Source organism: Lentzea sp. NPDC004789 (genome assembly GCF_053601075.1).
Map to the genome: position 1 here is coordinate 60,775 of NZ_JBSGBE010000001.1, position 25,913 is coordinate 86,687.

At 68.7% G+C, this 25,913-nt stretch carries 22 protein-coding genes; 12 read left to right on the forward strand and 10 right to left on the reverse strand.

The genetic code is table 11. The features are described from left to right. The first annotated feature begins 41 nt into the window (after positions 1 to 41). The gene (cobF, locus tag ACWEIJ_RS00290) at positions 42 to 785 is read left to right on the forward strand and encodes a precorrin-6A synthase (deacetylating) (protein ID WP_449835033.1); all 744 of its coding nucleotides are present in this window, start codon (positions 42 to 44) and stop codon (positions 783 to 785) included. On the opposite strand, the gene ACWEIJ_RS00295 is transcribed toward cobF, so the two are convergent. Then, a complete protein-coding gene (locus tag ACWEIJ_RS00295) occupies positions 782 to 1,306 on the reverse strand; it encodes a TetR family transcriptional regulator (protein ID WP_449835034.1) in 525 nt (174 codons plus the stop codon). The two genes, cobF and ACWEIJ_RS00295, sit on opposite strands and share 4 nt — an antisense overlap. A 91-nt stretch (positions 1,307 to 1,397) precedes the next feature. Between ACWEIJ_RS00295 and ACWEIJ_RS00300 the strand changes: the two genes are divergently transcribed. From ACWEIJ_RS00300 to ACWEIJ_RS00310, 3 genes are all read left to right on the forward strand, one after another. Then, positions 1,398 to 2,213 carry an oxidoreductase gene (locus ACWEIJ_RS00300; RefSeq protein ID WP_449835035.1) on the forward strand — a complete coding sequence of 272 codons (816 nt, stop codon included), beginning with the start codon at positions 1,398 to 1,400 and terminating at the stop codon, positions 2,211 to 2,213. Positions 2,214 to 2,260: 47 nt separating this feature from the next. After that, positions 2,261 to 3,151: a helix-turn-helix transcriptional regulator gene (locus ACWEIJ_RS00305; protein WP_449835036.1), complete on the forward strand. Its 891-nt coding sequence runs from the start codon at positions 2,261 to 2,263 to the stop codon at positions 3,149 to 3,151. 121 nt (positions 3,152 to 3,272) lie between these two features. Further along, entirely contained in the window at positions 3,273 to 5,048 is a 1,776-nt protein-coding gene (locus ACWEIJ_RS00310; RefSeq protein WP_449835037.1) for an alpha/beta hydrolase, read from the forward strand. A gap of 46 nt (positions 5,049 to 5,094) precedes the next feature. Here ACWEIJ_RS00310 and ACWEIJ_RS00315 read toward each other — a convergent pair whose 3' ends face one another. After that, a complete protein-coding gene (locus ACWEIJ_RS00315; protein ID WP_449835038.1) occupies positions 5,095 to 5,790 on the reverse strand; it encodes a PP2C family protein-serine/threonine phosphatase in 696 nt (231 codons plus the stop codon). Positions 5,791 to 5,843: 53 nt separating this feature from the next. Here ACWEIJ_RS00315 and ACWEIJ_RS00320 point away from each other — a divergent pair, with 53 nt between their 5' ends. Both ACWEIJ_RS00320 and ACWEIJ_RS00325 read left to right on the forward strand, forming a co-directional pair. Beyond that, a complete protein-coding gene (locus ACWEIJ_RS00320; RefSeq protein WP_449835039.1) occupies positions 5,844 to 7,226 on the forward strand; it encodes an HsdM family class I SAM-dependent methyltransferase in 1,383 nt (460 codons plus the stop codon). Between the two features lie 110 nt (positions 7,227 to 7,336). Then, positions 7,337 to 8,287: a serine/threonine-protein kinase gene (locus ACWEIJ_RS00325; protein ID WP_449835040.1), complete on the forward strand. Its 951-nt coding sequence runs from the start codon at positions 7,337 to 7,339 to the stop codon at positions 8,285 to 8,287. On the opposite strand, the gene ACWEIJ_RS00330 is transcribed toward ACWEIJ_RS00325, so the two are convergent. Both ACWEIJ_RS00330 and ACWEIJ_RS00335 read right to left on the reverse strand, forming a co-directional pair. Next, positions 8,193 to 9,104, reverse strand: coding sequence for a DNA-3-methyladenine glycosylase family protein (locus ACWEIJ_RS00330; protein WP_449835041.1), 912 nt, complete (start codon positions 9,102 to 9,104; stop codon positions 8,193 to 8,195). The two genes, ACWEIJ_RS00325 and ACWEIJ_RS00330, sit on opposite strands and share 95 nt — an antisense overlap. A gap of 89 nt (positions 9,105 to 9,193) precedes the next feature. Then, positions 9,194 to 9,907: a response regulator gene (locus ACWEIJ_RS00335; RefSeq protein WP_449835042.1), complete on the reverse strand. Its 714-nt coding sequence runs from the start codon at positions 9,905 to 9,907 to the stop codon at positions 9,194 to 9,196. Between the two features lie 363 nt (positions 9,908 to 10,270). On the opposite strand from ACWEIJ_RS00335, the gene ACWEIJ_RS00340 reads away from it, so the two are divergent. After that, positions 10,271 to 12,520 carry an ATP-binding protein gene (locus ACWEIJ_RS00340; RefSeq protein ID WP_449835043.1) on the forward strand — a complete coding sequence of 750 codons (2,250 nt, stop codon included), beginning with the start codon at positions 10,271 to 10,273 and terminating at the stop codon, positions 12,518 to 12,520. Between the two features lie 29 nt (positions 12,521 to 12,549). Here the strand turns inward: ACWEIJ_RS00340 and ACWEIJ_RS00345 are convergent, their stop codons facing one another. Beyond that, on the reverse strand, positions 12,550 to 13,326 hold the full coding sequence (locus tag ACWEIJ_RS00345) for an NAD(P)H-dependent oxidoreductase (RefSeq protein ID WP_449835044.1): 777 nt from the start codon (positions 13,324 to 13,326) through the stop codon (positions 12,550 to 12,552). A 124-nt stretch (positions 13,327 to 13,450) separates the two neighbouring features. Between ACWEIJ_RS00345 and ACWEIJ_RS00350 the strand changes: the two genes are divergently transcribed. Further along, positions 13,451 to 14,275 carry a helix-turn-helix transcriptional regulator gene (locus ACWEIJ_RS00350; RefSeq protein WP_449835045.1) on the forward strand — a complete coding sequence of 275 codons (825 nt, stop codon included), beginning with the start codon at positions 13,451 to 13,453 and terminating at the stop codon, positions 14,273 to 14,275. A gap of 168 nt (positions 14,276 to 14,443) precedes the next feature. Continuing rightward, a complete protein-coding gene (locus tag ACWEIJ_RS00355) occupies positions 14,444 to 16,063 on the forward strand; it encodes a glycosyl hydrolase family 18 protein (RefSeq protein ID WP_449835046.1) in 1,620 nt (539 codons plus the stop codon). 60 nt (positions 16,064 to 16,123) lie between these two features. On the opposite strand, the gene ACWEIJ_RS00360 is transcribed toward ACWEIJ_RS00355, so the two are convergent. From ACWEIJ_RS00360 to ACWEIJ_RS00375, 4 genes are all read right to left on the reverse strand, one after another. Beyond that, positions 16,124 to 17,185: a serine hydrolase domain-containing protein gene (locus tag ACWEIJ_RS00360; protein ID WP_449835047.1), complete on the reverse strand. Its 1,062-nt coding sequence runs from the start codon at positions 17,183 to 17,185 to the stop codon at positions 16,124 to 16,126. Positions 17,186 to 17,187: 2 nt separating this feature from the next. Beyond that, positions 17,188 to 18,279 carry a serine hydrolase domain-containing protein gene (locus ACWEIJ_RS00365; RefSeq protein ID WP_449835048.1) on the reverse strand — a complete coding sequence of 364 codons (1,092 nt, stop codon included), beginning with the start codon at positions 18,277 to 18,279 and terminating at the stop codon, positions 17,188 to 17,190. 90 nt (positions 18,280 to 18,369) lie between these two features. Continuing rightward, the gene (locus ACWEIJ_RS00370) at positions 18,370 to 19,449 is read right to left on the reverse strand and encodes a serine hydrolase domain-containing protein (RefSeq protein ID WP_449835049.1); all 1,080 of its coding nucleotides are present in this window, start codon (positions 19,447 to 19,449) and stop codon (positions 18,370 to 18,372) included. 27 nt (positions 19,450 to 19,476) lie between these two features. Beyond that, positions 19,477 to 20,754, reverse strand: coding sequence for a M14 family zinc carboxypeptidase (locus tag ACWEIJ_RS00375; protein WP_449835050.1), 1,278 nt, complete (start codon positions 20,752 to 20,754; stop codon positions 19,477 to 19,479). 363 nt (positions 20,755 to 21,117) lie between these two features. On the opposite strand from ACWEIJ_RS00375, the gene ACWEIJ_RS00380 reads away from it, so the two are divergent. Then, positions 21,118 to 21,882 (forward strand): alpha/beta fold hydrolase, encoded by a 765-nt coding sequence (locus tag ACWEIJ_RS00380; protein WP_449835051.1) that lies wholly within the window; start codon positions 21,118 to 21,120, stop codon positions 21,880 to 21,882. Positions 21,883 to 21,974: 92 nt separating this feature from the next. Here the strand turns inward: ACWEIJ_RS00380 and recD2 are convergent, their stop codons facing one another. Continuing rightward, complete coding sequence (gene recD2 / locus ACWEIJ_RS00385; RefSeq protein WP_449835052.1) at positions 21,975 to 24,137, reverse strand: SF1B family DNA helicase RecD2; 2,163 nt, start codon at positions 24,135 to 24,137, stop codon at positions 21,975 to 21,977. 82 nt (positions 24,138 to 24,219) lie between these two features. Between recD2 and ACWEIJ_RS00390 the strand changes: the two genes are divergently transcribed. Beyond that, positions 24,220 to 24,909 (forward strand): response regulator transcription factor, encoded by a 690-nt coding sequence (locus ACWEIJ_RS00390; RefSeq protein ID WP_449835053.1) that lies wholly within the window; start codon positions 24,220 to 24,222, stop codon positions 24,907 to 24,909. Between the two features lie 23 nt (positions 24,910 to 24,932). Next, the gene (locus tag ACWEIJ_RS00395; protein ID WP_449835717.1) at positions 24,933 to 25,904 is read left to right on the forward strand and encodes a HAMP domain-containing sensor histidine kinase; all 972 of its coding nucleotides are present in this window, start codon (positions 24,933 to 24,935) and stop codon (positions 25,902 to 25,904) included. Positions 25,905 to 25,913: the final 9 nt, after the last annotated feature.

The following is a 25,913-nucleotide window of genomic DNA, read 5'->3' on the forward strand; positions in this document are numbered from 1 at the left end:
ATCGGAGTCAACCCGCCGATCCGCTCGGTTAGGGTGTCCGGGTGCGAAAGATCCTGGTCATCGGTATCGGCGCGGGCAACCCCGACCACCTGACGGTGCAGGCCGTCAAGGCGTTGCAGACGGTCGACGTCTTCTTCGTGCTGGACAAGGGTTCGGTGAAGCAGGAACTGGTAGACCTGCGCGCGTCGATCCTGGCCGAGCACGTGACGCGCCCGTACCGCTGGGTCGAGGGCCGCGACCCGGACCGCGACCGCAACCCGTCCGACTACGAGGCCACGATCGACGCCTGGCGCCGGGCCCGCGCGGACGTGTGCCTTTCGCTGCTCTCAGAACTGGGCGACGACGAGGTCGGCGCGTTCCTGGTCTGGGGCGACCCGTCCCTGTACGACTCGACGCTCGCGATCCTCGACGACCTGGCCGCCCGCGGTGAGTCGTTCGAGGTCTCGGTGATCCCCGGCGTGACGTCGGTGGCGGCGCTGACGGCCGGCCACCGGGTGTCGCTCAACCAGGTCGGCAAGCCCGTGCAGATCACGACCGGCCGGCGCCTCGCGGCCGGGTGGCCGTCCGATGTGGACGACGTGGCCGTGATGCTGGACGCGAAGTACTCGTTCGAAGGTGTCGACCCGGACACGTGGATCTACTGGGGTGCCTACCTGGGCATGCCCGACGAGATCCTGGTGTCCGGACGGGTCGGGGACGTGGCGCCGCGGATCCGCGAGCTGCGCGAGGAAGCCCGTGCCCGCAAGGGCTGGATCATGGACACCTACCTGCTGCGCAGGTCCTAGTCGAGCAGCCGGGTCACGGCCTTCACGACCAGTTCGCGGGTGGCGACCGGCGTCGAGAACGCCAGTATCGACATGTGCACGACGAGCGCGAGAAGTTCCTCAGCCTCGAACTCGGCCGGCAGCAGTCCGTCGCGCTGAGCCTCGGCGACGGCGGCGACCTTCTCGGTGTGCGCGTCCGCCTCGGCCTTGCTGATCGCCTCGAAGCCGTTCTCCAGGCGGTGGTAGCCCGCGAGACGGAGCAGTTCGGGTTGCCGCTGGTAGGTGTCGAAGAGGCGGCCCGCGTAGCCCGGCAGGTCGTCCGGCGTGATCGGGACGGCTTCGATCACCTGGGCGAGCTGGATGTTCAGGACCTCGTCGAAGAGGCCCTCCTTGCTGCCGAAGTAGGCGTAGATCATCGCTTTGTTGCAGCCCGCTTCGGCGGCGATGCGATCCACGCGCGCGCCGGCGATGCCGTGCGTGGCGAACTCGGTCAACGCCGCTTCGAGCAGCTTGGCCTTGGTCGCTTCCCTGTCCCTCACCACGCGACCAGTCTAACCAACTAGTTGGTTGACAGGCGAGCCGCGTCGTGGTTGCCTGGAGTTAAGCAACCAACCGGTTAGTTGGGAGAGGGTCATGAAGGTCGCACTGGTCACGGGCGCCTCGTCGGGCATTGGCGAGTCCACGGCCGTTGAGCTGCACAAAGCCGGCTACACGGTGTACGCGGCCGCACGGCGGGTGCAGCGGATGGAAGGACTGGCCGCGCAGGGCATCCGGGTGCTGGAGATGGACGTGACGCGCGACGAGTCGATGGTCGAGGGCGTCAAGAAGATCGTCGCCGAGGCCGGCCGGATCGACGTGCTCGTGAACAACGCCGGGTACGGGTCGTACGGCGCGGTCGAGGACGTGCCGCTGGACGAGGCGCGGTACCAGTTCGAGGTCAACGTGTTCGGGCTGGCGCGGCTCGTGCAGCTGGTGGCGCCGCACATGCGGGAGGCGGGGCGCGGGCGGATCATCAACGTCTCGTCGATCGGCGGGCGGATCTACGAACCGCTCGGGGCCTGGTACCACTCGACGAAGTTCGCGGTGGAGGGGTTGAGCGACTCGCTGCGGCTTGAGCTGAAGCCGTTCGGCATCGACGTCGTGGTGATCCAGCCCGGCGGGATCAAGACCGAGTGGGGCGGCATCGCGGTCGACAACCTGAAGAAGACCTCGGGCGGTGGCGCCTACGCGGGGCAGGTCAGGCAGTTGTCCGCGCTGTTCTCCCAGGCCGATCGCGGCAGTGAGCCGAAGGTCATCGCGGACGTCATCGTCAAGGCCGCACAGGCCCGCAGGCCGCGGACGCGGTACGCGGCGGGCTTCGGGGCGCGGCCGATCCTGTTCGCGCGCAAGGTGTTGCCGGACCGGGCGTTCGACGCGATGTTCCTCGGTGCGCTGCGGCGCTTCGCCTAGCGGCCGGCCTCGGTACCTTCGGATCAAGGACCACCGAGGGGAGTCGTGTGCACGAGGGGCTGTCGCCGGAAGCCGAGCAGCTGTACCTGGCGATGCTGCGAGGCGCGACGAGTGAACCCGGTGCGGTGCACGAAGAGCTCGAACGCTTCGGGCTGATCAGGGACAACGAGGTGCGGCCGCCGCGGTCGGCGTTGGCGGCCATCGCGTCGAGTCACGAGGCGGCGGCCATCAGGGCCCGCGAGACGGCCGAGGTGCTGGCACGGGCCTATGCCGAGCACGGCGCCAAGGAGGTCGACTTCGTCGAGGTCCTCGCAGGCGCGGACGAGGTGATCAGCACCTTCGAGGAGATGCAGAGCCAGGCCAGGACCGAGATCAGGGCGCTCGACCCCGGTTCGTACCTCAGCCCGCGGCCGGAGGCGAGCCCAGCACAGCCTCCCGCACTGGCCCGCGGCATCGGGTACCGGGTGGTCTACGAGTCGGCGCTGCTGCAGGACGCGCTCGGGTTCGCGTCGGTGCAGGAGAGCATCGCGGCGGGCGAGCAGGCACGGGCGTTTCCCGGAGTGCCGCTCAAGCTCGTGATCGCCGACTCGGGCCGGGCGTTGATCGCGGTGCCGACGGTCACCGGCGGGAACGTCGTGGCGTTGCTCATTCACCCGTCGGTGCTGCTGAGCGCGTTGATCGAGCTGTTCGAGGCGTTCTGGCGGATGGCCGTGTCGATCACGCCGGGAGGCCAGGAGGACGCCCACGAGGAACCGACGACGGCGACGCGCAGGCTGATGGCCCTTCTCAGCGCGGGTTTGACGGACGAATCGATCGCACGCGAGCTGGGCGTCAGCGAACGGACCGTGCATCGGCGCGTGAGCCGGCTGCAGCAGCTGCTGGGCGCGCAGACGCGGTTCCAGCTCGGCGTGCAGGCGTCACGGCGCGGCTGGCTCTGACGGTTTCCGGACATGGCGACTTTCTGCCACCGCCCGCGAGTGTCAAATGAGGCGAATCGCCTTCCTCCCCTGATGCAAGCACGGCCTCACCAGGCCGTGCGGGGGCAGAAGGGGATCGATCTTGAGGAAGTACTTCAGGGGCGGCATCGCCGCACTGACCGGGGTGCTGGCCGCCGGCCTCGTGCTCGCGCCGGCGGCGGGCGCGGCGCCGAAGCAGGACCCGGACACCGCGAAGCTCGCGGGTGCGCTGACCACCCAGAAGATCAACTGGGAGGAGTGCACCTTCCCCGGCGTCGCCGAGGCGACGGTCGCGAAGTTCAAGACCGTCAAGGGCCTGGCCTGCGCCACCGTCCAGGTGCCGCGCGACTGGCACAACCCGGCGGACGGGAACACGATCGGCATCCGGGTCTCCAAGACCGAGACCGCCTACAAGGGCACCAGCCGCCAGGGCATCGCGCTGGTCAACCCCGGTGGCCCCGGCGGCTCGGGGCTGCCGTGGGGTGCGGCGATGGCCCTGCGCGCCCCGGTGCTCGCCGGTCAGTACGACTTCATCGGCTTCGACCCGCGCGGCGTCGGCCTCTCCACGCCGCTCACGTGCAGCTACACCGTGCCGACCAGCACCGACGTCAACGTGCTGAACAAGGCGAAGGTCGACGGTTGTCTCCAGAACCCGCTGACCGAGTTCATCACCACCGAGCAGACGACCTACGACATGGACTTCATCCGCGTCCTGCTCGGTGAGAAGAAGACCTCGTACATCGGCTACTCGTACGGCACGTGGCTCGGCACCTGGTACGCCGCCACGTTCCCGGCCAAGGTCCACCGCATGCTGCTCGACTCGGCCGTCGACGCCTCGCAGTCGACGCTCGAGAACACCTGGAACCTGCAGCCGCGCACCCGCGACCGCCAGTTCCAGGAGGCGCTGCTGCCGTTCATGGCGCGGGACAACGCCCGGTACGGGCAGGGCACCGACCCGATGGAGATCCGCCGCAACTGGGAGAAGGCCGGCGGCACCCGCGAGTTCGTCGGGCAGCTGTTCGCCGCGTGGTTCGTGATCCCGGCGATGTACGACACCACGCAGTACCACGCGGCGGCGTCCGCGGTCGCCTCGGTGATCGACGCCTCGAAGACCCCGAGCACGGCCACCGACTCGGAGAAGGTCGAGCGGATCGTCGCGAAGATGCTGACGACGCCGGATCTCACCGACGAGAACAAGGCGTTCATCGCGAAGGGCGAGCAGAACGCGCTCGCCGCCATCGCCAAGAAGGAGCGCGTCGCGGTGAAGGCCACGACCGCCGCGGCCGAGGTCGAGACCTGGGACGCCACGTTCGAGGCGATCCGCTGCCAGGACGGTCAGTGGAACCAGAACCTGCACTACTGGAACTACTGGCTGGCCGACCTGACCGTGAACGCGCCGTTCATCGCGCCGTTCATGAGCACGCCGTTGTGCGCGTACTGGCCGACGAAGAACTCGATGCCGAAGCCGGACAAGAAGACGTTCCCGCGCATCATGATGGCGCAGGCCGAGCTCGACGCGGCCACCGCGTACGAGGGTGGTCTCGCGACGGCGAAGGCGCTGCCGAACGCCAAGCTGATCAGCGTCGACAACGAGGGTTCGCACGGCATCTTCCCGTACAACACGGACTGCGTCGACGACCCGATCGTCTTCTACTTCCAGACCGGTGCGACCCCGCGCAAGCAGTTCACCGGCTGCCAGGGAGTCCCGCTGCCGCACGAGGACAAGACCTACGAGGTCGGCGGCAAGATGACCAACGGCAAGATCAAGATCAAGATGATCACGCCGGCGGTCAGGGAGGCCAACAAGATCGTCAAGGACCTGCTCAGCGGTTCCACGACGGCGGCGGCCGACGAGTCGGGCATGCCGGCCAACCTGTAGAGCTGCGGGCCCCGGCACGGTGTGCCGGGGCCCGTTTCCACTTTTCCTAGCGCTGCCACCACTTCTTCTTGACCACGTCGATGATCACGCACGTGATGTTGTCCGGGCCGCCGTTGCCGTTGGCGAGCGCGACCAGCTGCCAGGCCGCCTCCGTACCGTCCTCAGTGGACAGCAGGATGTCGCGGACGTCCTCCAGGTGCGCGTAGTCCGTGAGCCCGTCGCTGCAGAGCAGGTAGCGGTCCTCGATCCGGGCCTGGTGCCACGACAGGTCCGGGTCGTGCGAGTTGCCGGACTGCAGGGCGCGCAGCACGTACGCGCGCCGCGGGTGGTTCGCGGCCTCCTCCAGCGTCATCCGGCCCGCGTCGACCAGGGCCTGCACCATGGTGTGGTCGTGGGAGAGCAGCCGCAGCTCGCCCTCGCGGAGCACGTACGCGCGGGAGTCACCGATGTGGGCGAGCTGGAACGCGAGGCCCTCCCAGCGCATCGCGGTCAGCGTGGTGCCCGCGCCCTGCGGGGCTTCCGCGTCGAGCCTGCGCGCGATCTCGGCGACCGCGGGCCCCAGGTCACCCCGCCAGGAGGCGAGGACGTTCACCGCGATGGCACTGGCCAGCTCGCCGTGCTCGTGACCGCCCATGCCGTCGGCCACGGCCTGCAGGTCCGGGCGGGCGTAGACCGAGTCCTCGTTGTGCTCGCGCACCAGACCGGGATCGGTCGCCACGGCGATGCGCAGCTCGTGTGTCATGCGATCAGTAGATCACTTGTGAAGTGACTTCACAAGCAATACGGTTGTGAACTATGGATGAGACGGTCAACGCCGGGGACATCGCGCGCCTCGCCGACGTGGGGCGGGCGGCCGTGTCGAACTGGCGGCGGCGGTTCGAGGACTTCCCGTCGCCGGTCGGCGGGACGGCGTCCAGTCCGTTGTACCTGCTGCGCGACGTCGAGGCGTGGTTGCGGCGCAACGGCAAGCCGTTTCGCGTGTCGCCGGCCGAGCGGCTCTGGACCCAGCTGCGGACCGTCGACGACCTGCGGCTCGGCGAGGCGCTGGCGACGGTCGACGCCGACGCGCGGACCTTCGAGTTCCTGCACGAGCGCTACCTGGAGGCCCACTCTCGGCTGCTCAACCCCACTCCCGCCGAGGTCGTCAACGTCGTGCTGGCCACGACCGACGGCGACACGGTGATCGATCCGGCGTGCGGGACCGGAAACCTGCTGAAGGCGTCGAAAGCGCGCCACAAGATCGGGCAGGAATTGGATCCGGTCTCGGCGGTCATCGCGCGGCGGCGGCTGCCCGAGGCGCAGATCATCACCGGCGACTCCTTGCGGCACAACGGGATCGCCCAGAAGGCGGACGCGGTGCTGTGCGATCCGCCGTGGCACGACCGGACGTGGGGGCACGAGGAGCTGGTCGGCGACCCCAGGTGGATCTACGGCCTGCCGCCGCGCGGCGAACCGGAACTGGCCTGGTTGCAGCACTGCCTGTCGCTCACCAAGCCCGGCGGTCAGGTGGCGGTGCTGCTGCCGTCCGCGGCCGCGTCGAGGCGGCCGGGCAAGCGGATCCGCGGCAACCTGTTGCGCGCCGGGGCGATCCGCGCGGTGATCACCGTGCAGCCCGGCCGCGACCTGTGGCTGCTGCGCAACCCGATCGGCCGCGTGCCCGAGCGGATCGCGCTGCTGGAGACGCCGGGACCGGTCGAGCCGAACACGCGCGTGATCGACCTGCTGGACGACGACGTCGACCTGAGCCCCGCCCGCCACAGCCGCACCGACGCCTCGTCCTACCTCGCGGCCCAACCGGACTTCGCCCTCCCCGCCCTCCCCGAGCTGCAGGAACAGGCCCAACCGCCGATGACCACGATCGGCGAACTGGTCCGCGGCGCCCCCGGCACGCACGTCGTCACCTCCCCCACCGGCGCCACCTACGAGATCGACCCGGACCGGGTCGACCCGGACTTCCTCGAAGGCGTGCTGCGCGCCGCGTTCGCCCGCACCCCCACCGGATCCACGCGGCTGGACGTGCGCCGCACACAGGTGCCGTCGCTGCCGATCCACGCGCAACGCCGGTACGGACAGGTGTTCACACAGCTCAAGGCCCTGGAATCCGGCCTGGAAGACGCGGCGGCGCTGGTCCGTTTGGGCTATCATGGGCTGCTGAGCGGACAGATCGGCCCGGCGTGACCAGGTCAGATTCACCCGATCGTGATGTCCCGAAACGCTGTCACCGTTCGCCTCGCATACGAGGAAGCGCGCGGGGTCAGCGAACAGCTCGTGGCGGTTAGGCTTCCCACGTGCTGATCGCCGACCGCTACGAGATCGACGACCTGCCGCTGGGGCGGGGCGGCATGGGCGCCGTGCACAGAGGCCGGGACCTGCGCCTGGACCGCCGGGTGGCCGTGAAGCTCCTGCGGCTGCCGGGCAGCGACGACGAGGTGCAGCACCGGTTCGCGCGCGAGGCCCGGATCGTGGCCAGGCTGGAGCACCCGGGAGTGCCGGTCCTGTACGACTTCGGCACCTACGACCAGCGGCTGTTCCAGGTGATGCAGTTCGTGGACGGCGTCACGGTCGCGGACCTGGTCGGCGAGTTCGGCCCGCTGCCGGAGGCGTGGGCGGCGAACATCGCGGCACAGGCGGCCGCGGTGCTCACCGAAGCGCACGGGCAGGGCATCTGCCACCGCGATCTCAAGCCCACCAACCTGATGCTGTGCCCGGACGGCGCCGTGAAGGTGCTCGACTTCGGGCTCGCGCTGCTCAGGGAGAGCGACGTGGCGCCGTTCAGCCGGGCCGGTCAGATCCTCGGGACGCCGTCGTACATGGCGCCCGAACAGATCCAGCGCGGTACCGCCGAACCGCGCAGTGACCTGTACGCGCTCGGATGCGTGCTGCACGAGATGCTGACCGGTGAACAGCTGTTCACCGGGCCGACGGCGTACGCGGTGTTCGACAAGCACGTCAAGGAACCGCCGCGCCGGCTGCGCAGCCCGCTCGACCCCGTGGTGCAGCGGTTGCTGGCCAAGGACCCCGAGGCGCGCCCGGCCAGCGCCCACGACGTTTTCGTTGATTTGCAACGGTTTGCGCAGGATCCGCCGCCATTGCCCGGTTTCGTGCACCACCCGTCCGCGGCGGCGATGTACGCGAGCGTCCAGCTCAGGCCGGGATCCGGTTCACCTCGTGATCACCGGTCGCCCACAGGTGTTGCACCACGTACGCCCGCCACGGCCGCCACACCTCCGAACGCCTGACCAACGCGCCGGGCGTCGAAGGCAGGCCCAAAGCCTTGGCGGCCAATCGAATTCCGAGATCGGTCGGCAGGAACGCGTCCGGGTCGCCCAGCGAACGCATCGCGATCGATTCGACGGTCCACGGACCGAAGCCCGGCAGCGTCGACAACCACTCGCGCGCGACCGCGCGATCAGCGCCGGGAGACAGGTCCAAACCGGACTGAAGCGCGTCCAGCAGCGCGGCCATCGTGCGGCGCCGGGACTGGGGCATCGCGAGCTCGGCGACGTCGAACTCCAGCGGGAACAGGAACAGGTCCCCGACCGGTGTGCCGTAACGCGACACGAGACGGGCGGCGTGCGTGCGCGCGGCCTTCGTGGAAACCTGTTGGCCCAGCACGGCACGGATGGCGAACTCCGCGCCGTCGACCGTGCGTGGCACACGGCGCCCTGGCGCACGAAACACCAGTTGTGCCAACAACGGGTCAGAAGACAACGCGTCGTCGACCTCGACCGGATCGACGTCGAGATCAAGCAGGAAACGGCAAAGGTCTAGAGCTTTGGCCAGATCACGTTCGTCGGACAGCTCCACAGTGCACTCGACGTGATCGGTCAAGGGTCGCAAAGACGCGATCCCGCAACCGAAAGGGAGACGCAATGAGCGCCGGTACACGCCGTCGCGCCACTCCTCCACACCGGGCACCGCGGTCGCGATCAGGTGACCAAAAAGGTTGTCACGGCAAAGAGGTGCCTTGAACGGCAAGCGTTTCGTGAACGTGTTCAAGCGCATGCGCACCAGCATGACGTGGTTCCAACCGAGACGCTGGCGGGAAAGCGACATCAATCTGGACGGGGCCAACCGGGTGACCTGCTTCGCGACGCGATCTCTCCTGGCTAGTCTGGCGGCAGCGCCGTTGTGCAACAGTCAGTTCAGCAGGGAAGGGCGGCGTCGCGTGCGATGAGAGCGGCTTGGACGCGGTTGTCGCACCGCAGTTTCGTCAGCAGTCGGCTGACGTGGGCCTTGATCGCCCCTTCCGAGAGGTACATGAGCCTTGCGATGCGTGCGTTCGCCATGCCCTGTGCGAGGTACACCAGCACTTCCTGCTCCCGCCGGGTGAGCAGGCTGATGCGGCTGCGCGCGGCGTCACGGCGTTCCGAGTCGGCGCCGGTGAAGTGGTCGACGAGCGCGCGTGTCGCGGACGGCGACAGGACGGCCTCTCCCGCGGCGACCACGCGCACGGCGTTGACCAGAGCGTCGGGTTCGCCGTTCTTGAACAGGAATCCCGCCGCACCGGCGCGCAGGGCCGGGAACAACATCTCCTCGGTCTGCGGGGTGCACAGCATGATCACCTGGGTGCCCGGCACGTGCCTGCGCACCAGGCGCACCGCCCCGAGGCCCTCCATGCCGGGCATCGCGGCGTCCATCAGCAGCACCTGCGGACGGTGGCGCCGCGCGAGCTCGACGGCACCGCCGCCGTCCCCCGCCTCGCCGACCACCACGACGTTGCCGGAACGCTCCAGCACGCCGCGGACGCCGGTGCGGATCAGAACCTCGTCGTCGGCGATGCCGACGGTGATCGTGCGCGGCTTGTCCACCAGTTGCAGACCTGTACTCGCCCACGAGGTGCTGGTTGTCAACGTCATGCGGACTCCCTGTCAGACCGGACCAGTGGCCAGTTTGTTCCCGAACGAGGATCTGGGGAAGGCAGGCATAACGAGCACAGTGCGAACCGTCTCGCACACGAAGACGTGTAACGGGCTGCACGGGGCAGGTCATCACCGACGACCTGCGGCTCTGCCGGACCGAGACGGGTGCGGCCTGCCGTTACGGCTGGAGGAGAGGACCTCATGACGAGCACCGGACGTTGCGCCCTGTGCGCCGGCACGCTGCCTCCCGCCACCTCCGAGCAGCGCAGGTCCTACTGCTCCAACGCTTGCCGCCAAAGGGCTTATCGCCGTCGCGCGGCCGTTCCCGCGCCCACTGCGGCGAGCAGCAGGAACTTGCGCGTGCTCTCGAATCTTCCCGCAGCGCGCGACACGTTCGTCGGCCGCCAACAGGAGCTGTCGAAGCTCGACCAGCTGATGCGCAGGCACCGTCTCGTCACGCTCGTCGGCAGTGCGGGTGCGGGTAAGACCCGGCTGGCGTTGGAGGCCGCGGGCCGGTTGCGGCGCGGGAGAACGGACCGGGTCCTGCTCGTGGAGCTCGGCGAGGTGACCAGCCCTCAGGACGTCATGCCCGCCGTCGCGCAGGCACTGGGTGTCGTCGGACAGCCGGACGAGCCGTTGCGCGACACGGTGCTGGAAACGCTCGTGAACATGAAAGTGGTCGTGGTCCTCGACAACTGCGAACACCTTCTCGACACGTGCGCCGAGCTCACCGACCTGCTGCTCAACCGCTGCCCCGGCGTCCGGGTGCTGGCGACGTCGCGCGAGGCGCTGTGGATCACCGGTGAGGTCAGCTTCCACGTCGAGGGGCTGCCGGTGCCGTCGACGGACCGCGACCTCGTCACGACGGCGGCACCGCGCTCCGAGGCGGTGAAGCTGTTCGTGGAACGCGCGCGTGAGCGCAAGCCCGACTTCCGGTTGACGCCGTCGAACACCGCCGCGGTCGCCTTGTTGTGCGCCCGGCTGGAAGGCATGCCGCTCGCGATCGAGCTGGCGGCGCGGTGGGTGCAGCTGTTGCCCGTCGCGGACATCTGCGACCGGATGGACGAGCCGCTGGAACTGCTGACGCTGGGCTGCCGCAAGTCGCCGTCCCGGCAGCGTTCCCTGCGCGAGGCGATCGACTGGAGCTACCAGTTGCTGCGGCCGGACGAGCAGTTCGCGTTGCGGCGGTTGTCGGTCTTCGACGGCGGCTTCGACCTGACCGCGGCCACCGAGGTCTGCTCGTCGGAACGGTCGGCGGAACCCGTGCTGGACGTGTTGTCGCGGCTGCAGGCCAAGTCGCTCGTGACGGCCGTCCCCGGCACGACGCGGTTCCGGCAGCTGGAGTCGGTCCGGTTGCACGCACGGGAGAAGCTCGTCGCGGCGGGTGAGCTCGACATCGCCTACGAAGCCCTGGCGCGCTGGTTCACCGACCTGTCGGACGTGCTGATCACTTCGCCGCTGTCGGTGCCGTTCGAGGTGCAGGACAAGCTCGACAACCACGTCGACAGCCTGCTCGGAACGGTCGAGTGGGCGGCCGAGCGCTCCGACGAGCGGTTGCTGCTGCTGACTTCCGCGCTGGCGGACTGCGCAGCCAGGCGCGGCCGGCTCCGGCAGGCGCGCGTGCTGCTGAGGGACGCGTTGCGGCGACCGTCCACGCGGGACGACTACCGCTGCGTGGCGCTGAACCACGCCGCCCGGTTCGCGGCCGAGCAGGGCGATCACGACGAGGCGATCGAACTGTCGGGCGAGGCTTCCCGGTTGGTGCGCTCGATCGGCCATCCGGCGTTGGTGATGAGCTCCCGCAGCACGTTGGCCGCCGTGCAGCAGTCTTCCGGCGAGTGGGAGGCGTCGGACGAGAACAACACCGAGTGCCTGCGCGTCGCCGAGTTGTTGGGTGAACCTCTTGCCCGTGCGACCTGTTTGGTGGACTTGGCCCGTACGGCGTTGTCGCTCGGCAAGCACGAACGGGCCGAAAGGGCTGTCATGAAGGCGTTGCCCATCTCGCGCACGTCAGGCGCGCCCGCGCGCATCGCATCCGCTCTGAACACACGCGGCGCCGTTGCGTTGGTGCAGGGCGACCTGGACGAGGCGGCGCACGCCTTCCAGGAGGCACTGCGGATGGACGGAGTGAACCCGCTGACCGCGCCTGATGCCTTGGAAGGGCTGGCGATCGTGGCGTTGATGCGAGGTCAGGCCGAGCGCGCGCTACGGCTTGAGGCGACCGGACGAGCGCTGCGCCGCTCGGTCGGGGTGGTGCCGGATCCGTTCTGGGCGGAGAAAGTTGCGGGCGCGATGCGCACCGCACGGCTGATGTTGTCCGTTGCGCGCGCGGAGGCCGCCTCCACACCGTTGACCGCTACCGAGATCGAGGCGGTCATTCAGGACGAGGTGTGGCTCGACCGCACAGAGGCGGCACACGACTCGTTGGACGACCACGAACGGCGCCTGATCGCGTTGCTGGCCACCGGTCTCACGAACCAGCAGATCGCGAACCGGCTCGGCGTGTCGGTGCGGACGGTGGCCTCCCGGTTGCAGCGGCTGCGCGAGAAGCTGGGGCTGCAGAGCCGGGAGGACATCGCGGCCTGGGGCGCGGAGCGGGCGATCGGCTGATCGTGCAAAGGTTTACTCACACTTGACGGTCAGCGCACGTGCAGCCCGAACCCCTTGCGTCCGGCGGGCTCCAGCCCCTCCTTCAGGTTCAGCGAGGGGATCTCGTAGTCGCCGAAGTTCTGCCGCCGGAACGGGATCGGCTCGGTCGAGGTCAGCGTGAGCAGCCGCTGCTCCCAGGCCTTGGCGACAACGGTGTAGTCCTCGCCGGTCATGCGGTTGGCACCGTAGACCACGAACGGCGGCAGCACTTCGATGCCGGGGTAGTAGAGGATGCCGTGGTGGATCGGGAACAGCAGGTCCTCGATCGGCCCGTTGATCCCGCGGGCGGCGTAGTGCGGCTCCGGGCCACCCGCGGTCACGGACAACAAGGCCCTCCTGCCCGCGAGGGTGCCTTCGCCGTAGCGCTCGCCGTACTTCGTGTCGCTGTGCTCACCGACGCCGTAGCCGAAGTGGTAGGTGAACACCCGCTCGACCCACCCCTTCAGGATCGCGGGCATCGAGTACCACCACAGCGGGAACTGGAAGATGATCGTGTCCGCCCACAGCAGCTTCTCCTGCTCGGCGCGAATGTCCGGGGTGAGCGTCCCGGTGTCGAAGGCCCGGCCGGAGTCCAGGCCCACGTTCAGCGGGCTTGACGCCGCGGACCCGAAGTCGGCGGCGTCCACGACCGCCTTCCAGTTCATCGCGTACAGGTCGCTCACCCGCACCTCGTGCCCAGCACTCTCCAATGTGGACACCGCGAGGTCCTTCAACGAGCCGTTCAGCGACTTCGGCTCGGGGTGGGCGTGGACGATCAACGTCTTCACTGCGAACTCCTTCGGATCAGGTGCTTCCGATCCTGCGGCGCTCACCACCTCGGCGTTCAGGGCCTGGGCTTCCTGGTAACGGCAGTACCACCCTCACCCCCGCCACCGGGGCCATACTGGAGACGTGGACGATCTTGCGGACTTCCTGCGGATCCGGCGCTCCCGAGTCACCCCGGAGTCGGTCGGGATCCCCGTCGACCGGCACCGCCGCGTCGCCGGCCTGCGCCGCGAAGAGGTCGCGCACCTGTCAGGCGTGAGCGTCGACTACTACGTGCGCCTGGAACAGGGCCGCGCGACTCAGCCGTCCGGCCAGGTCCTCGACGCGCTCGCCCGCGTCCTGCGCCTCGACGACACCGAACGCGAACACCTCCACCGCCTCGGCCGGCAATGCCGCCGCACCGCGAAGGCGCCGAGCAGCCGAGTCCGGCCGGAACTGCTGCGCGTCCTCGGCCTGATCACCGACGCACCCGCGGTGATCATGAACCACCGCATGGACGTGCTCGCCGGGAACCGCCTCGCCGGACTGCTCTACAGCCGGCCGTTGCGGGGCATGAACACCGCGCGGCACATCTTCCTGGAGGAGACCGACCTCTACGCGGAGTGGGAGCAGTGCACCCTCGACGTGGTCGGGCACCTGCGGCTGGCCGCGGGCAAGTACCCGGACGATCCGCGGCTGGCCTCGCTCATCGGCGAGCTGTCGATGGGCAGCGAACGGTTCCGCCGGCTCTGGGCGCGTGCGGACGTGCGCGCTCGTGGGCACGGACGCAAGATGTACCGGCACCCGCTGGTGGGACTGCTGGAGCTGCACCAGGAGAACTTCTCGCTGCCGGACAAGTCGGGGATGGAGCTGCTGGTGCTGTCGGCGGCTCCCGGGAGTCCTGCCGACGACGGCTTGCGCCTGCTCGCGAGCCTTGACGGCGCGGAAGAACGCGTCGACATTCGCATTTAGGCGGCAACAGGCATCACCGAACTCGCGGACCGACCGTCCCCTTTGTGCGGTCGCCTGCCCGGAACCGTTTGCAGACTACTCCGTTCGAGTGACGGCAGAGGTCTAGACCTTGACCCCATAGTGGTCTAAACCACATCGTTCCGGTTACCCCTGCGACTGAGGAGACCGATGTCCAAGTTCCGATGGCATCTTGCTGCTCTCTTCGCGGCCGTCGCCGCGATGGTCCTCGGTATCGTCGTCGTGCCCGCCGCGAGCGGTGCCGGTGGCGTGTCCGCCACGTTCTCCAAGGGTTCGGACTGGGGAACGGGCTTCGAGGGCAAGTACACGATCACGAACAACAGCACGGCGGCCCTGACGTCGTGGACTGTTGAGTTCACCATGCCGGCCAACCACCGCGTGACCTCCCTCTGGGACGGTAGCTACACCACGTCCGGTCAGGTCGTCACGGTGAAGAACACCTGGAATGGCAACGTCGGCGTCGGTCAGTCGGTGAGCTTCGGCTTCAACGGCGCGTACACGGGTACGTTCGCCCCGCCCACCAACTGCAAGCTCAACGGTGGTTCGTGCGACGCGGGCGGGACGAACCCGACCACGACGACCACGAGCACCACCACCACTACGACGACCACGACCACCACCACGACGACGACCACGACCGGTCCGCCGCCGCCTCCCGGGAAGATCAACCTGGGCTACTTCGCGGAGTGGGGTGTCTACCCGGCGCGCAACTACCAGGTGAAGAACATCGACACCTCGGGTTCGGCGGCGAAGCTCACGCACATCAACTACGCGTTCGGCAACGTGTCGAACGGGCAGTGCACGATCGGTGAGTCCTACCCCGCCATCGAGAAGGCGATGACGGCGGCGGAGAGCGTGGACGGCGTCGCCGACACGTGGGACCAGCCGGTGCGCGGCAACTTCAACCAGCTGCGCAAGCTGAAGAAGAAGTACCCGAACCTCAAGGTGCTGTACTCGTTCGGCGGCTGGACCTGGTCCAGTGGCTTCGGTCAGGCCGCGGCCAACCCGACGGCGTTCGCCGAGTCCTGCTACAACCTGATCAAGGACTCGCGGTGGGCCGATGTCTTCGACGGCATCGACATCGACTGGGAGTACCCGAACGCCTGTGGCAACAGCTGCGACACCAGTGGTTTCGCGGCGTACAAGAACCTGATGCAGGCGCTGCGGGCGCGGTTCGGCTCGCTGCTCGTCACCTCGGCGATCACCGCTGACGGCTCCAGCGGCGGCAAGATCGACGCGGCCGACTACGGCGGCGCGGCGCAGTACGTCAACTGGTACAACGTCATGACGTACGACTACTTCGGTGCGTGGGCGGCGCAGGGTCCGACGGCCCCGCACTCGCCACTGACGAGCTACAGCGGCATCCCGACCGCCGGCTTCAACTCCGAGGCCGCGCTCACCAAGCTGCGCGGCAAGGGCGTTCCGGCCGGCAAGCTGCTGCTCGGCATCGGCTTCTACGGCCGCGGCTGGCAGGGCGTCACGCAGGCGGCTCCCGGTGGCACGGCGACGGGTCCGGCTCCCGGCACGTTCGAGCAGGGCATCGAGGACTACAAGGTGCTCAAGACCAAGTGCCCCGCCACGGGCACGGTGGCCGGCACGGCCTATGCGTTCTGCAACGGCCAGTGGTGGAGCTACGACACCCCGCAGACGATCGCGTCCAAGATCGCCTGGGCCCGCGGCCAGGGCCTCGGCGGCGCGTTCTTCTGGGAGCTCACGGGTGACACCGCGGACGGAGAGTTGATCACAGCGATGAAGAACGCGCTCGGATAGCCGCAGTCTTCGCAACGCCGGGAGGGGAGCTGGTCAGCCCAGCTCCCCTTTCGTTCGCGCTCAGCAGAAAACGGACTCCACCAGCTTGACGTAACCGTCGCCGGGCGTGCGGCCGTTCGCGGCGTCGTTGACCGACAACGTGATCCGCTTCGCGGGCGTGCCGATCATCATCGCGCCGTAGCCGGGAATCGTGCCGTCGTGGCCGTACAGCGTGGTGCAGGACAACCGCAGGACCGAGATGCCCAGGCCGTAGTCCGGGCTCGCGGCCGTGGTCCTCGTGAGTTCCTTCTGCTGCTCGGGTTCGAGCAGCCGGCCGGAGAGCAGCGCTTGGAGGAACGTGTCCAGGTCGCGCGTCGTCGAGATCATCTCTCCCGCCGCTCCGCCCCACGACGGGTTGAGGCGCGTGACGTCCACCGGTGTGCCTGCCGCGTCGGGGAAGTAGCCGTGCGCGTGCGGGCCGGGCAGGTCGACGTCCGTACCGGGCACGACGGTGTCCTTGAGCCTCAACGGTTTCAGGATTCGCTGCTCGACCGCCCTCGCGTACGGCCTGCCGGTGATCTTCTCGATGAGCAGGCCGATGACGACGTAGTTGGTGTTGGAGTAGCTGTGCTGCGTGCCGGGTTCGAACCCGAGCGGCCGGCTGGTGGCGATCGCGACCAGTTCGCGCGGATCGAACGTCCGGTAGCGGATCGACGGGAACCCCCGCGGGTCGAGCGGCAGCGCTTCGGTGTAGTCGTAGAGGCCGCTGGTGTGCTGCAACAGCTCACGAACGGTGATGCGCGAGTCGACCAGGCCGGGCAGGTAGCGGCCGACCGGCGCGTCGAGGCCGAGCCTGCCCTCGCCGGCCAGCTGCAGCGCCACCGTCGCCACGAACGGCTTGGTGACGCTGCCGATGCGGAACGTTCCGTTGTGCGGCACGGGTTTGCGCGACCCGAGCTCGGCGAGGCCGGAGCGGAACTCGCCGAGTCCGGTGATCCGCGCCTGGATCCCGAGCGCGTTGGTGGACGTGACGAGCCGGTCGAGCGTCTGTTGCACGGCCGCCTGCTGACCGGCCGGTGCCGCGGACGCGACACCGGCGGTGGCGAGCAGGGTGGCCGCGGTGAGTGCGGCTACCAGTTTCATCGTCAGCAGAAGACTGCCGTGAGGAGCTTGTTCAGCGCGTCACCGGGGTTTCCGGCCACCGGCGCACTGGTGGCGTTGAGTTCCAGGCGCTTCTTGGTGTCCGGCGTGGTCAGCATCTCCGAGGAGTAGCCGGGGATGCCGCCGCTGTGGCCCCAGACCTTGGTGCCGCACGGAAGGGTCAGGACCTCGAGCCCGAGGCCGTACTCGGGGCTGACCGCGGTGGTCTTGCTGATCTCCTGCTGCTGTGCGGGCTTGAGCAGCTTCCCGCTCGACAACGCGGTCACGAACGTGTCGAGGTCGCGCGTCGTGGAGATCATCTCACCGGCGGACCAGGCGACCGACGGGTTGAGGCGGGTGATCTCGGACGGCTGGCCGGCCACGGTCCACCAGGCGCGCGCGTGCGGGCCGTTGATGTTCGGGTTGTCGCCGGGCACCTCGGTGTCGTCGAGGTGCAACGGCCTCAGGATCCGCTGCTCGACGGCCTTCTCGTAGGGCCTGCCGGTCAGCTTCTCGACGAGCAGGCCGGCGACGACGTAGTTGGTGTTGGAGTAGCTCCACTTCGTGCCGGGCTCGAAGTCGAGCGGCTTGCTCGTGGACAGCGCGAGGAGCTCCTGCGGCGTCCAGTGCTTGTAGCGGATCTTCTCGAACTCCTCCGGGCTGAGCGGCAGCGCGTTGGTGTAGTTGTAGAGGCCGCTCGTGTGCTGCATGACCTGGCGGACGGTGATGCGGCTGTCGATCAGGCCGGGCAGGTACCGGACGACCGGTGCGTCCAGTTCGAGCCTGCCCTCGCCCGCGAGCTGCAACAACACCGTCGACACGAACGTCTTCGTGATGCTGCCGACGCGGAACCGGCCGTTCTCCGGCACGGGCCGGTCGCTGTTCAGGTCGGCCTTGCCGGAACGGGCGGTGAAGCGCTGCCGTCCGTCCGTGACCCTGGCCTGCACGCCGAGCGCTCCCCCGCCCTGCGTGATCTGGTCCAACGCCTGCTGGACGACCTTGCGGTCCACACCCTGCTCGTCGGCGAGAGCGGTGCCCGCGGTGGTCAGTGCCAGCAGACTTGCTGCGGTAACGGTGGCTACCAGTCGAATCCCCATGCCTCCCACCTTGGCGAGGCACGGGGATCGACACATCGTCCCTGAGTCTGAACCGCCCTCAGGGACATCCCTTGCTCCGAACCCCTGCTCCTAGCAGAAGATCTCGTTGAGGAGCGCGTTGTAGCCGGGTGCCGGGTCACCGGTGCCGAGGCCCGCGGTGGCGGACAGTTCCGCGCGGCGCTTCAGGTCCGGCGTGTAGAACGCGTAGCTGCCGAAGCCCGGCACGCTGCCGGTGTGGCCGACGATCGTCGTACCGCACGGGGCCTTTTGGACGAACAGGCCGAGCCCGTACTCGGGGCTCGCCGGCGTGGTCTTCAGCAGTTCGCCCTGCTGAGCGGGCTTGAGCAGCTTGCCGCCGAGCAGCGCGCGGTAGAAGGTGTCGAGGTCCCTGGTCGTCGTGACGATGTCGCCGACGGCCCAGAAGACCGACGGGTTGAACCGGGTGGTGTCGGTCGCCTTGCCGTTCACCAGGCCGTACGAGTGGGCGTGGGGGCCGTGGATGTCCGCGTCGTCGCCGGGCGACGTGGTGTCGTTGAGGTGCAACGGCGTCAGGATGCGTTGCCGGACCACGCGCTCGTAGGGCTGCTTGGTGATCTTCTCGATCAGCTGGCCGAGGATCACGAAGCCGGTGTTGTTGTACTCCCACTTGGTACCCGGCTCGAACTGCAGCGGCCTGCTGGTCGAGATCGCGATGATCTCCTCCGGTTCCCAGTGCCTGTACCTGATCGGTTCGAAGGCCTGCGGGCTGAACCCGATGGCGTTGGTGTAGTTGAACAGGCCGCTGGTGTGCTGCATCAGCTGGCGGACGGTGATGCGGCCGTCCACCAGACCCGGGAAGTAGCGGTCGACGGGTGCGTCCAGCTCGACCTTCCCCTCGCCGACGAGCTGGAGCACGACCGTCGTGGTGAACGTCTTGGTGATGCTGCCCGCGCGGAACCTCCCGTTGACCGGCACCGGCCGGGTGCTGTCCAGCTCGGCGGTGCCGGAACGGGCGGTGAAGCCGTGGCGGCCTTCGGTGACGCGCAGCTGCGCGCCCTGGGCTGCCGTGCTCGTGATCTGGTCCAGCGCCTGCTGGACGATCTTGCGGTCGATTTGCTGGTCGTCTGCGACGGCCGAGCCGGTGAAAATCAGGCTGAAGGCGGCAGTGGTTGCCAGTAAGCGAGTCCCCATGGCGTCCAAGATGCCGCCAGGAGGCCGTCAGTAGGGCTTCTGCGCCGCTTTCATGGCCGAAACGAGCATCGACCGCACTTTCGGCCAATGCACGTCCTTCTGGCACGAGTACGGCGGAAGGAAACCACCGCAGGTGCCGGACGACGCGCCGATCTCCCACACGAAGCTCGGCACGCCCAGGTCCTCGTACACCCAGTCGTCCGTGGCGCCGGAGGCGTTGTAGAGCACCTCGCCGGGCTGCCCGGCCGTGAAACCCGACAGCGCGGCCATGTCCTGCGCGATCTTGCGCAGCGCGGCGTCGTTGCCGGTCTTCTGCGTGCTCCAGCCCCACGGGAAGAGCACGTAGTTGCCGTAGCTGTGCATGGAGATCACGGCGCCGGTGGTGTCCGGGGAGGCCGCCGCGGTGTCGCCGGGCGCGCGGGTGTCGCGGTAGAGCTTGCGCCACAGCGACTCCAGGGCCTGCGTCTCCACCTCGGAGTCGGCGCGCGGGCCGCGGTAGATCTCGCTGCACTTGTTGGCCGACGTGCCGACCTCGCCCCAGTGCGAACCCGCGTTGCGGTTCAGGTCGACGCCGCGCTGGCCCGACGTGCAGTCGCCGTGGGCGTTCTTGCGCTGCAGCACGGGCGAGTCGCCGCCGGACTCGACGATGTCGACGCCGTCCGGGTTGGCGATCGGCACGACCCAGACCTCGACCGAGCCGAGCATGGCGGTGAGGTCCGAGCCGACCAGGTCGTCGATGAACCGCCACGCCATGTCGCCGGTGGTGATTTCGCGCGCGTGGAGCTGTCCCATCACGAACAGGCGCGGTTTCGGCGCCGTGGGCGTCAATGCGCAGTCACCTGGGTGCTTCTGCGTGATGCAGATGGCTTTCAGGTCATATCCGCCGGCGCCCTGGGTCTTGCGCCAGGAGTCGCCGTAGTCGACGACGGTGGCGAGATCGGGATGCGCGGCGGCTACTTCGTCGAGATGGGCGATATGTGCGGTGACGGTGTGATAGCCGCCGTAGTAGGTCGAATCCGCGAGAGAGCGCGGCGCCCATTGAGACGGAGGCATCACCGTCTCAACAGCTGACTGGAACCCGTCCGCGCGGAGCCTGTCGGCGGTGTGCGCGTCGCCGATCACGAACAGGTCGGTGCCGTCGCGCTGCTCGGCGACGTCGTAGCCGAGGCCGAGCAACCGTTGCGCGGAATCGCCGAGCGGAGCGGGCACACGCAGCACGAACGTCGACTGTGGACCGTCGGCCGGTGCCGGAGAAGGGCTGAGGAGAAGACCCAGACAGGCGAGCAGGGCCAGTGCGATCCGCATGATCGACGATGATGGGCCGTCCGGACGAGTCGCGCCAGTTCGTTCGACCGACCGGATGATTACCGTCCGGTGCTTGGGATCGAGAAACCGGCCACTTGGTACCCTGTGACGAAAGTCAATAGTATTTCACCCAGCATCGCAGCGGTTATTGTGCTGGTAGGCCGAAACCGACTCGACAACAGCGAGGTTCCGCAGAAAAGTCGTGGGAGTTACGGGAGTGCAAACCATGGATCATCTTTACAACGACACCGTCGCTGAGATCTCCCTCGACTTCCCGTGGCGCGGTTCTCTCACGGACGACGACGAGGGGTTGGAGCCGACCATCGTCCGCAGCATGGACTGACGAAACCCCGGGGGTCCCCAATGTCCGGCCTGTCCACCGTCGTCAAGGGCACCGGCCCGGCCCTGCTGCTCGTGCACGGCGCGGGCGGCAGCGTCCAGGCCAACTACGGCCCGATCATCGGGACCCTCACCCAGTACTTCACGGTCATCGCACCGGACCTGCCGGGCTCGGGCGGCTCCCCGAAGGCGGCCGGCCCGCTCGACCTGGAGAAGCTCGCCGACGACCTCGTGGACGTCGCGGTCAAGGCCGGGCACGAGTCGTTCTTCGTCGCCGGCTACTCGATGGGCTGCGCCGTCGCGGTCACGGCGGCGGTGCGGCACCCCGAGCGGGTGCGCGGGCTGGTGCTGAGCGCGCCGTTCACCAGGATCGACGCCGCGACGCGGGCGAAGATCGACGAGTGGAAGTCGCTGCTGGACGGCTCGCGCGCGGTGCTGTCGCGGTTCATCCTGTCGGTGATGTGCAGCAAGGAGTACCTGGCCAGGCTCACGCCCGCGCAGGCGGAGGGCTTCGCCGAGCTGATCGGGGCGAGCGTGCCGACCGGGTCGCCCGCGCACGTCGACCTGATCCTGAAGATCGACCTGACCGACGTGCTGCCGCGGGTGACGCAGCCGACGCTGGTGATCGGCGCGTCCGGTGACCAGCTGCTGTCGCGTCACCTCGGCAAGGAGGTCTCGGACCTGATTCCGGGGTCGAAGTACACCGACATCGCGTGTGGGCACGCGATCGCGCTGGAGTCCGCGATGCCGTGGGCGCGTCTGATCACGGACTACCTGACGTCGGTGTAATTACGCGGGTGTAAGAGTACGCGGGGAGCTTTCGTACTCTTCTGGAGGACGAAAGGGCCCCGCGTGCCGTCAAGAAGTGGCCCCGCGTGCCGTCAAGAAGTGCGGAGGCGGTGGGCCAAAGCCGTGTGGCGGCGGCCCGCGCCGACGGTGCGGACGGCTTGGCCGATGGCTCGTTTGCTGCCCACCAGCACGACGAGCTTCTTCGCACGCGTCACGGCGGTGTAGAGCAGGTTGCGCTGCAACATCATCCACGCGCTGGTCGTGATCGGGATGACCACGCACGGGTACTCGCTGCCCTGCGACCGGTGGATGGTCATCGCGTAGGCGTGGCTGAGCTCGTCCAGTTCGGAGAAGTCGTAGTCGACGTCCTCGTCCTCGTCGGTGCGGATGGTCAGCTTCTGCTCGACAGGATCCAACGCGGTGACGACGCCCAACGTGCCGTTGAAGACGCCGTTCTTGCCCTTGTCGTAGTTGTTGCGGATCTGGGTGACCTTGTCGCCGACCTTGAACACCCTGCCGCCGAAGCGCTTCTCCGGCAGGTTGTCGCGGGACGGCGTCAGCGCCTCCTGCAGCACGGTGTTCAACGCGCCCGCGCCGGCCGGGCCGCGGTGCATCGGGGCGAGGACCTGGATGTCCTTGCGCGGGTCGAGCCGGAACTTGCGCGGGATGCGGTTCGCGACGACGTCGACGGTCATCGTCGCGGCCTCCTCTGCCTCGTCGGTGCTGAAGAGGAAGAAGTCCGGTAGTCCCTGGACCTGCGGGTAGTCGCCGCTGTTGATGCGGTGCGCGTTCGTGACGACGCCGGACTCCTGGGCTTGGCGGAAGATGTGCGTCAACCGGACGTGCGGGATCGGGCTTCCCTCGGCCAGCACGTCTCTGAGCACCTCCCCCGCGCCCACTGACGGCAGCTGGTCGACGTCGCCCACGAGCAGCAGGTGGGCGCCGGGCGGGACGGCCTTCACGAGCTTGTTGGCGAGCAACAGGTCCAGCATCGAGGCCTCGTCGACCACGACCAGGTCGGCGTCGAGCGGGTGGTCGCGGTCGTACGCGGCGTCGCCGCCCGGTTTCAGCTCCAGCAGGCGGTGGACCGTGCGGGCTTCGTGGCCGGTGAGCTCGGTGAGGCGCTTGGCCGCCCGGCCGGTGGGCGCGGCCAGCACGATCTTGGCCTTCTTGGCCTGGGCCAGCCGGACGATCGAGCGGACGGTGAAGCTCTTGCCGCAGCCGGGTCCGCCGGTCAGCACCGCGACCTTCTGCGTCAGCGCGAGCTTGACCGCGTCCGCCTGGTGCTGTTCGAGCTCCGTGCCGAGCCACGCGAAGGCCTTGTCCCAGTTGACGTCCCGGAAGCTCGGCATGCGGTCGGTGTCGGCGTGCAGCAGGCGTTTGAGCTGCGCGGCCAGCGAGATCTCCGCGCGGTGGAACGGGATCAGGTAGATCGCGACCTCGTCGTCCCCGAACTCCTCGCGGACGACGCCCTCCTCCTCGACGAGCTCGGCGAGGCATTCGATGACCAGGCCCGCGTCGACCTGGAGGATCTTGATGGCTTCCGCGATGAGGGACTGCTCCGGCAGGTAGCAGTTGCCGTCGGTGGTGGCCTCGGACAGCGTGAACTGCAGGCCCGCCTTGACGCGCTGCGGGCTGTCGTGCGGGATGCCGACGGCCTTCGCGATGACGTCCGCGGTCTTGAAACCGATGCCCCAGACGTCGTTCGCCAGCCGGTACGGCTCCTCCCTGACGACCTCGATGGCCTCGTCGGTGTACTGCTTGTAGATCCGGACGGCCAGCGACGTGGAGACACCGACGCCCTGCAGGAAGACCATGACCTCCTTGATGGCCTTCTGCTCCTCCCAGGCCTCCGCGATGGCCTTGGTGCGCTTCGGGCCGAGCTTCGGGACCTCGATGAGGCGCTCCGGCTCGTTCTCGATGACGTCCAGCGCGGCGACCCCGAAGTGGGTGACGATCTTGTCCGCGAGCACCGGACCGATGCCCTTGATCAGGCCGGAGCCCAGGTAGCGGCGGATGCCCTGGATCGTCGCGGGCAGGATCGTCGTGTAGTCGTCGACGTGGAACTGCTTGCCGTACTGCGGGTGCGACCCCCAGTGGCCGCGCATGCGGATCGACTCGCCCGGCTGGGCGCCGAGCAGCGCGCCGACGACCGTGACCAGGTCACCGCGGCCGGTGTCGACCTTGGCGACGGTGTAGCCGTTGTCCTCGTTGGCGTAGGTGATCCTCTCCAGGACCGCTTCGAGGACGTTCATGTCCCGAACTTACAGAACGTCTGCACACGATCTTCACAACTTGTCCCGGCGTCCTCCACGACATGCCCATAAAGTCACCGGCATGACAGGTCAGCGCCGGGTGCTCGTCGTGGAGGACGACATCACGATCGCCGAGTCCGTGGCCGCGAGGCTGCGGGCGGAGGGGTTCGTGGTGGCGGTGGCCCACGACGGGCCGTCGGGGGTCGCCACGGCCGCTTCTTTCACGCCTGACCTGGTCGTTCTGGACGTGATGCTGCCGGGGTTCGACGGCCTTGAGGTGTGCCGGCGCATCCAGGCGTCGCGTTCGGTGCCGGTGCTGATGCTGACCGCGCGGGGGGACGAGACCGATCTGCTGGTCGGGCTCGCCGTGGGGGCCGACGACTACCTGACGAAGCCGTTCTCGATGCGCGAGCTGGCGGCGCGGGTGCACGTGCTGCTGCGCCGGGTGTCGCGGGCGGTCGCCTCGCAGTCGATGGAGCTCGGGGACCTGGTGATCGATCTGGCGGCCCGGCGGGTGTCCAGGTCGGGCGTCGAGGCGCACCTGACGCCCACCGAGTACGACCTGCTGGTGTTCCTGGCCGAGCGGCCGTCCGCTGTGCAGGCGCGGGAACGGTTGCTCGCGGAGGCGTGCGGGTGGCACGAGGGGGCGTCGTCGCGGACGGTCGACAGTCACGTGAAGGCGTTGCGGCGCAAGCTCGGCGCTGACCTGATCCGGACCGTGCACGGGGTGGGGTACGCGCTGGAGGTTCCCCAGAAGAAGGTGTCTCGGTGAAGACGCTGCTGGGCTGGTTGGACATGCTGCCGCGGCCGTTGGACTCGGTGCGGTCGATCAAGCTGAAGCTCGGGATCGTCATCGTGGTCTCGGGGTGCGTGTCGTTCGCCTACTTCCGGTACGTGACGGGGTGGCTGCCGCCGCGGACCACGTTGATCGCTCTCGTGCTGGGCCTGCTGACGTCGCAGCTGCTCGCGCACGGCATGACGTCGCCGCTGCGGGAGATGACGTCGGCGGCCCGGTCGATGGCGTCCGGCGACTACTCGCGGTCGGTCCGGGCGACGTCGTCGGACGAGGTCGGGCAGCTGGCCGAGGCGTTCACCGTCATGGCGGCCGACCTCGCCGCCGCCGACCAGCAACGACGTGAGCTGATCGCGAACGTGTCGCACGAGCTGCGGACACCGATCTCGGCGTTGCAGGCCGTGCTGGAGAACGTGGTCGACGGGGTGGCCGTCGCCGACGCGGCGACCATGAGGACCGCGCTGGCCCAGACCGAACGGCTGGGCCGGCTGGTCACCGAGCTGCTGGACCTGTCGAAGATCGACGCCGGCGTGCTGTCGCTGAACCGCGAGACGCTGTCGGTGTCGTCCCTGGTCGCCGACGTGGTGGCCGAGGCGGCCGTGGCGGCTCCGGCCGCGTCGTTCTCGATCGACGTGCCCGGCGATCTGATGGTGCTGGCCGACGGGGAACGGCTGCACCAGGTGCTCGTGAACCTGGTGGACAACGCTGCCCGGCACGGACCCACCGGGGGGTTGGTGTCCGTGTCCGGGTGTGCGGCCGGTTCTTGTGTGGTGCTGGAGGTCCGGGACGAGGGACCGGGGATCGCCCCGGCCGACCGGTCGCGGATCTTCGAGAGGTTCACCCGAGGGGAGAGGGCGGGCGGTGGTGGGACCGGACTCGGTCTCGCCATCGCCCGGTGGGTGGTGGACCTGCACGGCGGGACGATCGCCGTGGTGGATCCCGGGTCGTGCATCCGGGTGACCTTGCCTCGCTGACTTCTTGGT

Excerpts from the sequence above, each read along its gene's own strand:
- ACWEIJ_RS00300 (WP_449835035.1), top strand. The coding sequence starts at position 1,398 with ATGAAGGTCGCACTGGTCACGGGCGCCTCGTCGGGCATTGGCGAGTCC.
- ACWEIJ_RS00315 (WP_449835038.1), bottom strand. The coding sequence starts at position 5,790 with ATGACACACGAGCTGCGCATCGCCGTGGCGACCGATCCCGGTCTGGTG.
- ACWEIJ_RS00320 (WP_449835039.1), top strand. The coding sequence starts at position 5,844 with ATGGATGAGACGGTCAACGCCGGGGACATCGCGCGCCTCGCCGACGTG.
- ACWEIJ_RS00330 (WP_449835041.1), bottom strand. The coding sequence starts at position 9,104 with ATGTCGCTTTCCCGCCAGCGTCTCGGTTGGAACCACGTCATGCTGGTG.
- ACWEIJ_RS00335 (WP_449835042.1), bottom strand. The coding sequence starts at position 9,907 with ATGACGTTGACAACCAGCACCTCGTGGGCGAGTACAGGTCTGCAACTG.
- ACWEIJ_RS00355 (WP_449835046.1), top strand. The coding sequence starts at position 14,444 with ATGTCCAAGTTCCGATGGCATCTTGCTGCTCTCTTCGCGGCCGTCGCC.
- ACWEIJ_RS00360 (WP_449835047.1), bottom strand. The coding sequence starts at position 17,185 with ATGAAACTGGTAGCCGCACTCACCGCGGCCACCCTGCTCGCCACCGCC.
- ACWEIJ_RS00365 (WP_449835048.1), bottom strand. The coding sequence starts at position 18,279 with ATGGGGATTCGACTGGTAGCCACCGTTACCGCAGCAAGTCTGCTGGCA.
- ACWEIJ_RS00370 (WP_449835049.1), bottom strand. The coding sequence starts at position 19,449 with ATGGGGACTCGCTTACTGGCAACCACTGCCGCCTTCAGCCTGATTTTC.
- ACWEIJ_RS00375 (WP_449835050.1), bottom strand. The coding sequence starts at position 20,754 with ATGCGGATCGCACTGGCCCTGCTCGCCTGTCTGGGTCTTCTCCTCAGC.
- ACWEIJ_RS00380 (WP_449835051.1), top strand. The coding sequence starts at position 21,118 with ATGTCCGGCCTGTCCACCGTCGTCAAGGGCACCGGCCCGGCCCTGCTG.
- recD2 (WP_449835052.1), bottom strand. The coding sequence starts at position 24,137 with ATGAACGTCCTCGAAGCGGTCCTGGAGAGGATCACCTACGCCAACGAG.
- ACWEIJ_RS00390 (WP_449835053.1), top strand. The coding sequence starts at position 24,220 with ATGACAGGTCAGCGCCGGGTGCTCGTCGTGGAGGACGACATCACGATC.
- ACWEIJ_RS00395 (WP_449835717.1), top strand. The coding sequence starts at position 24,933 with ATGCTGCCGCGGCCGTTGGACTCGGTGCGGTCGATCAAGCTGAAGCTC.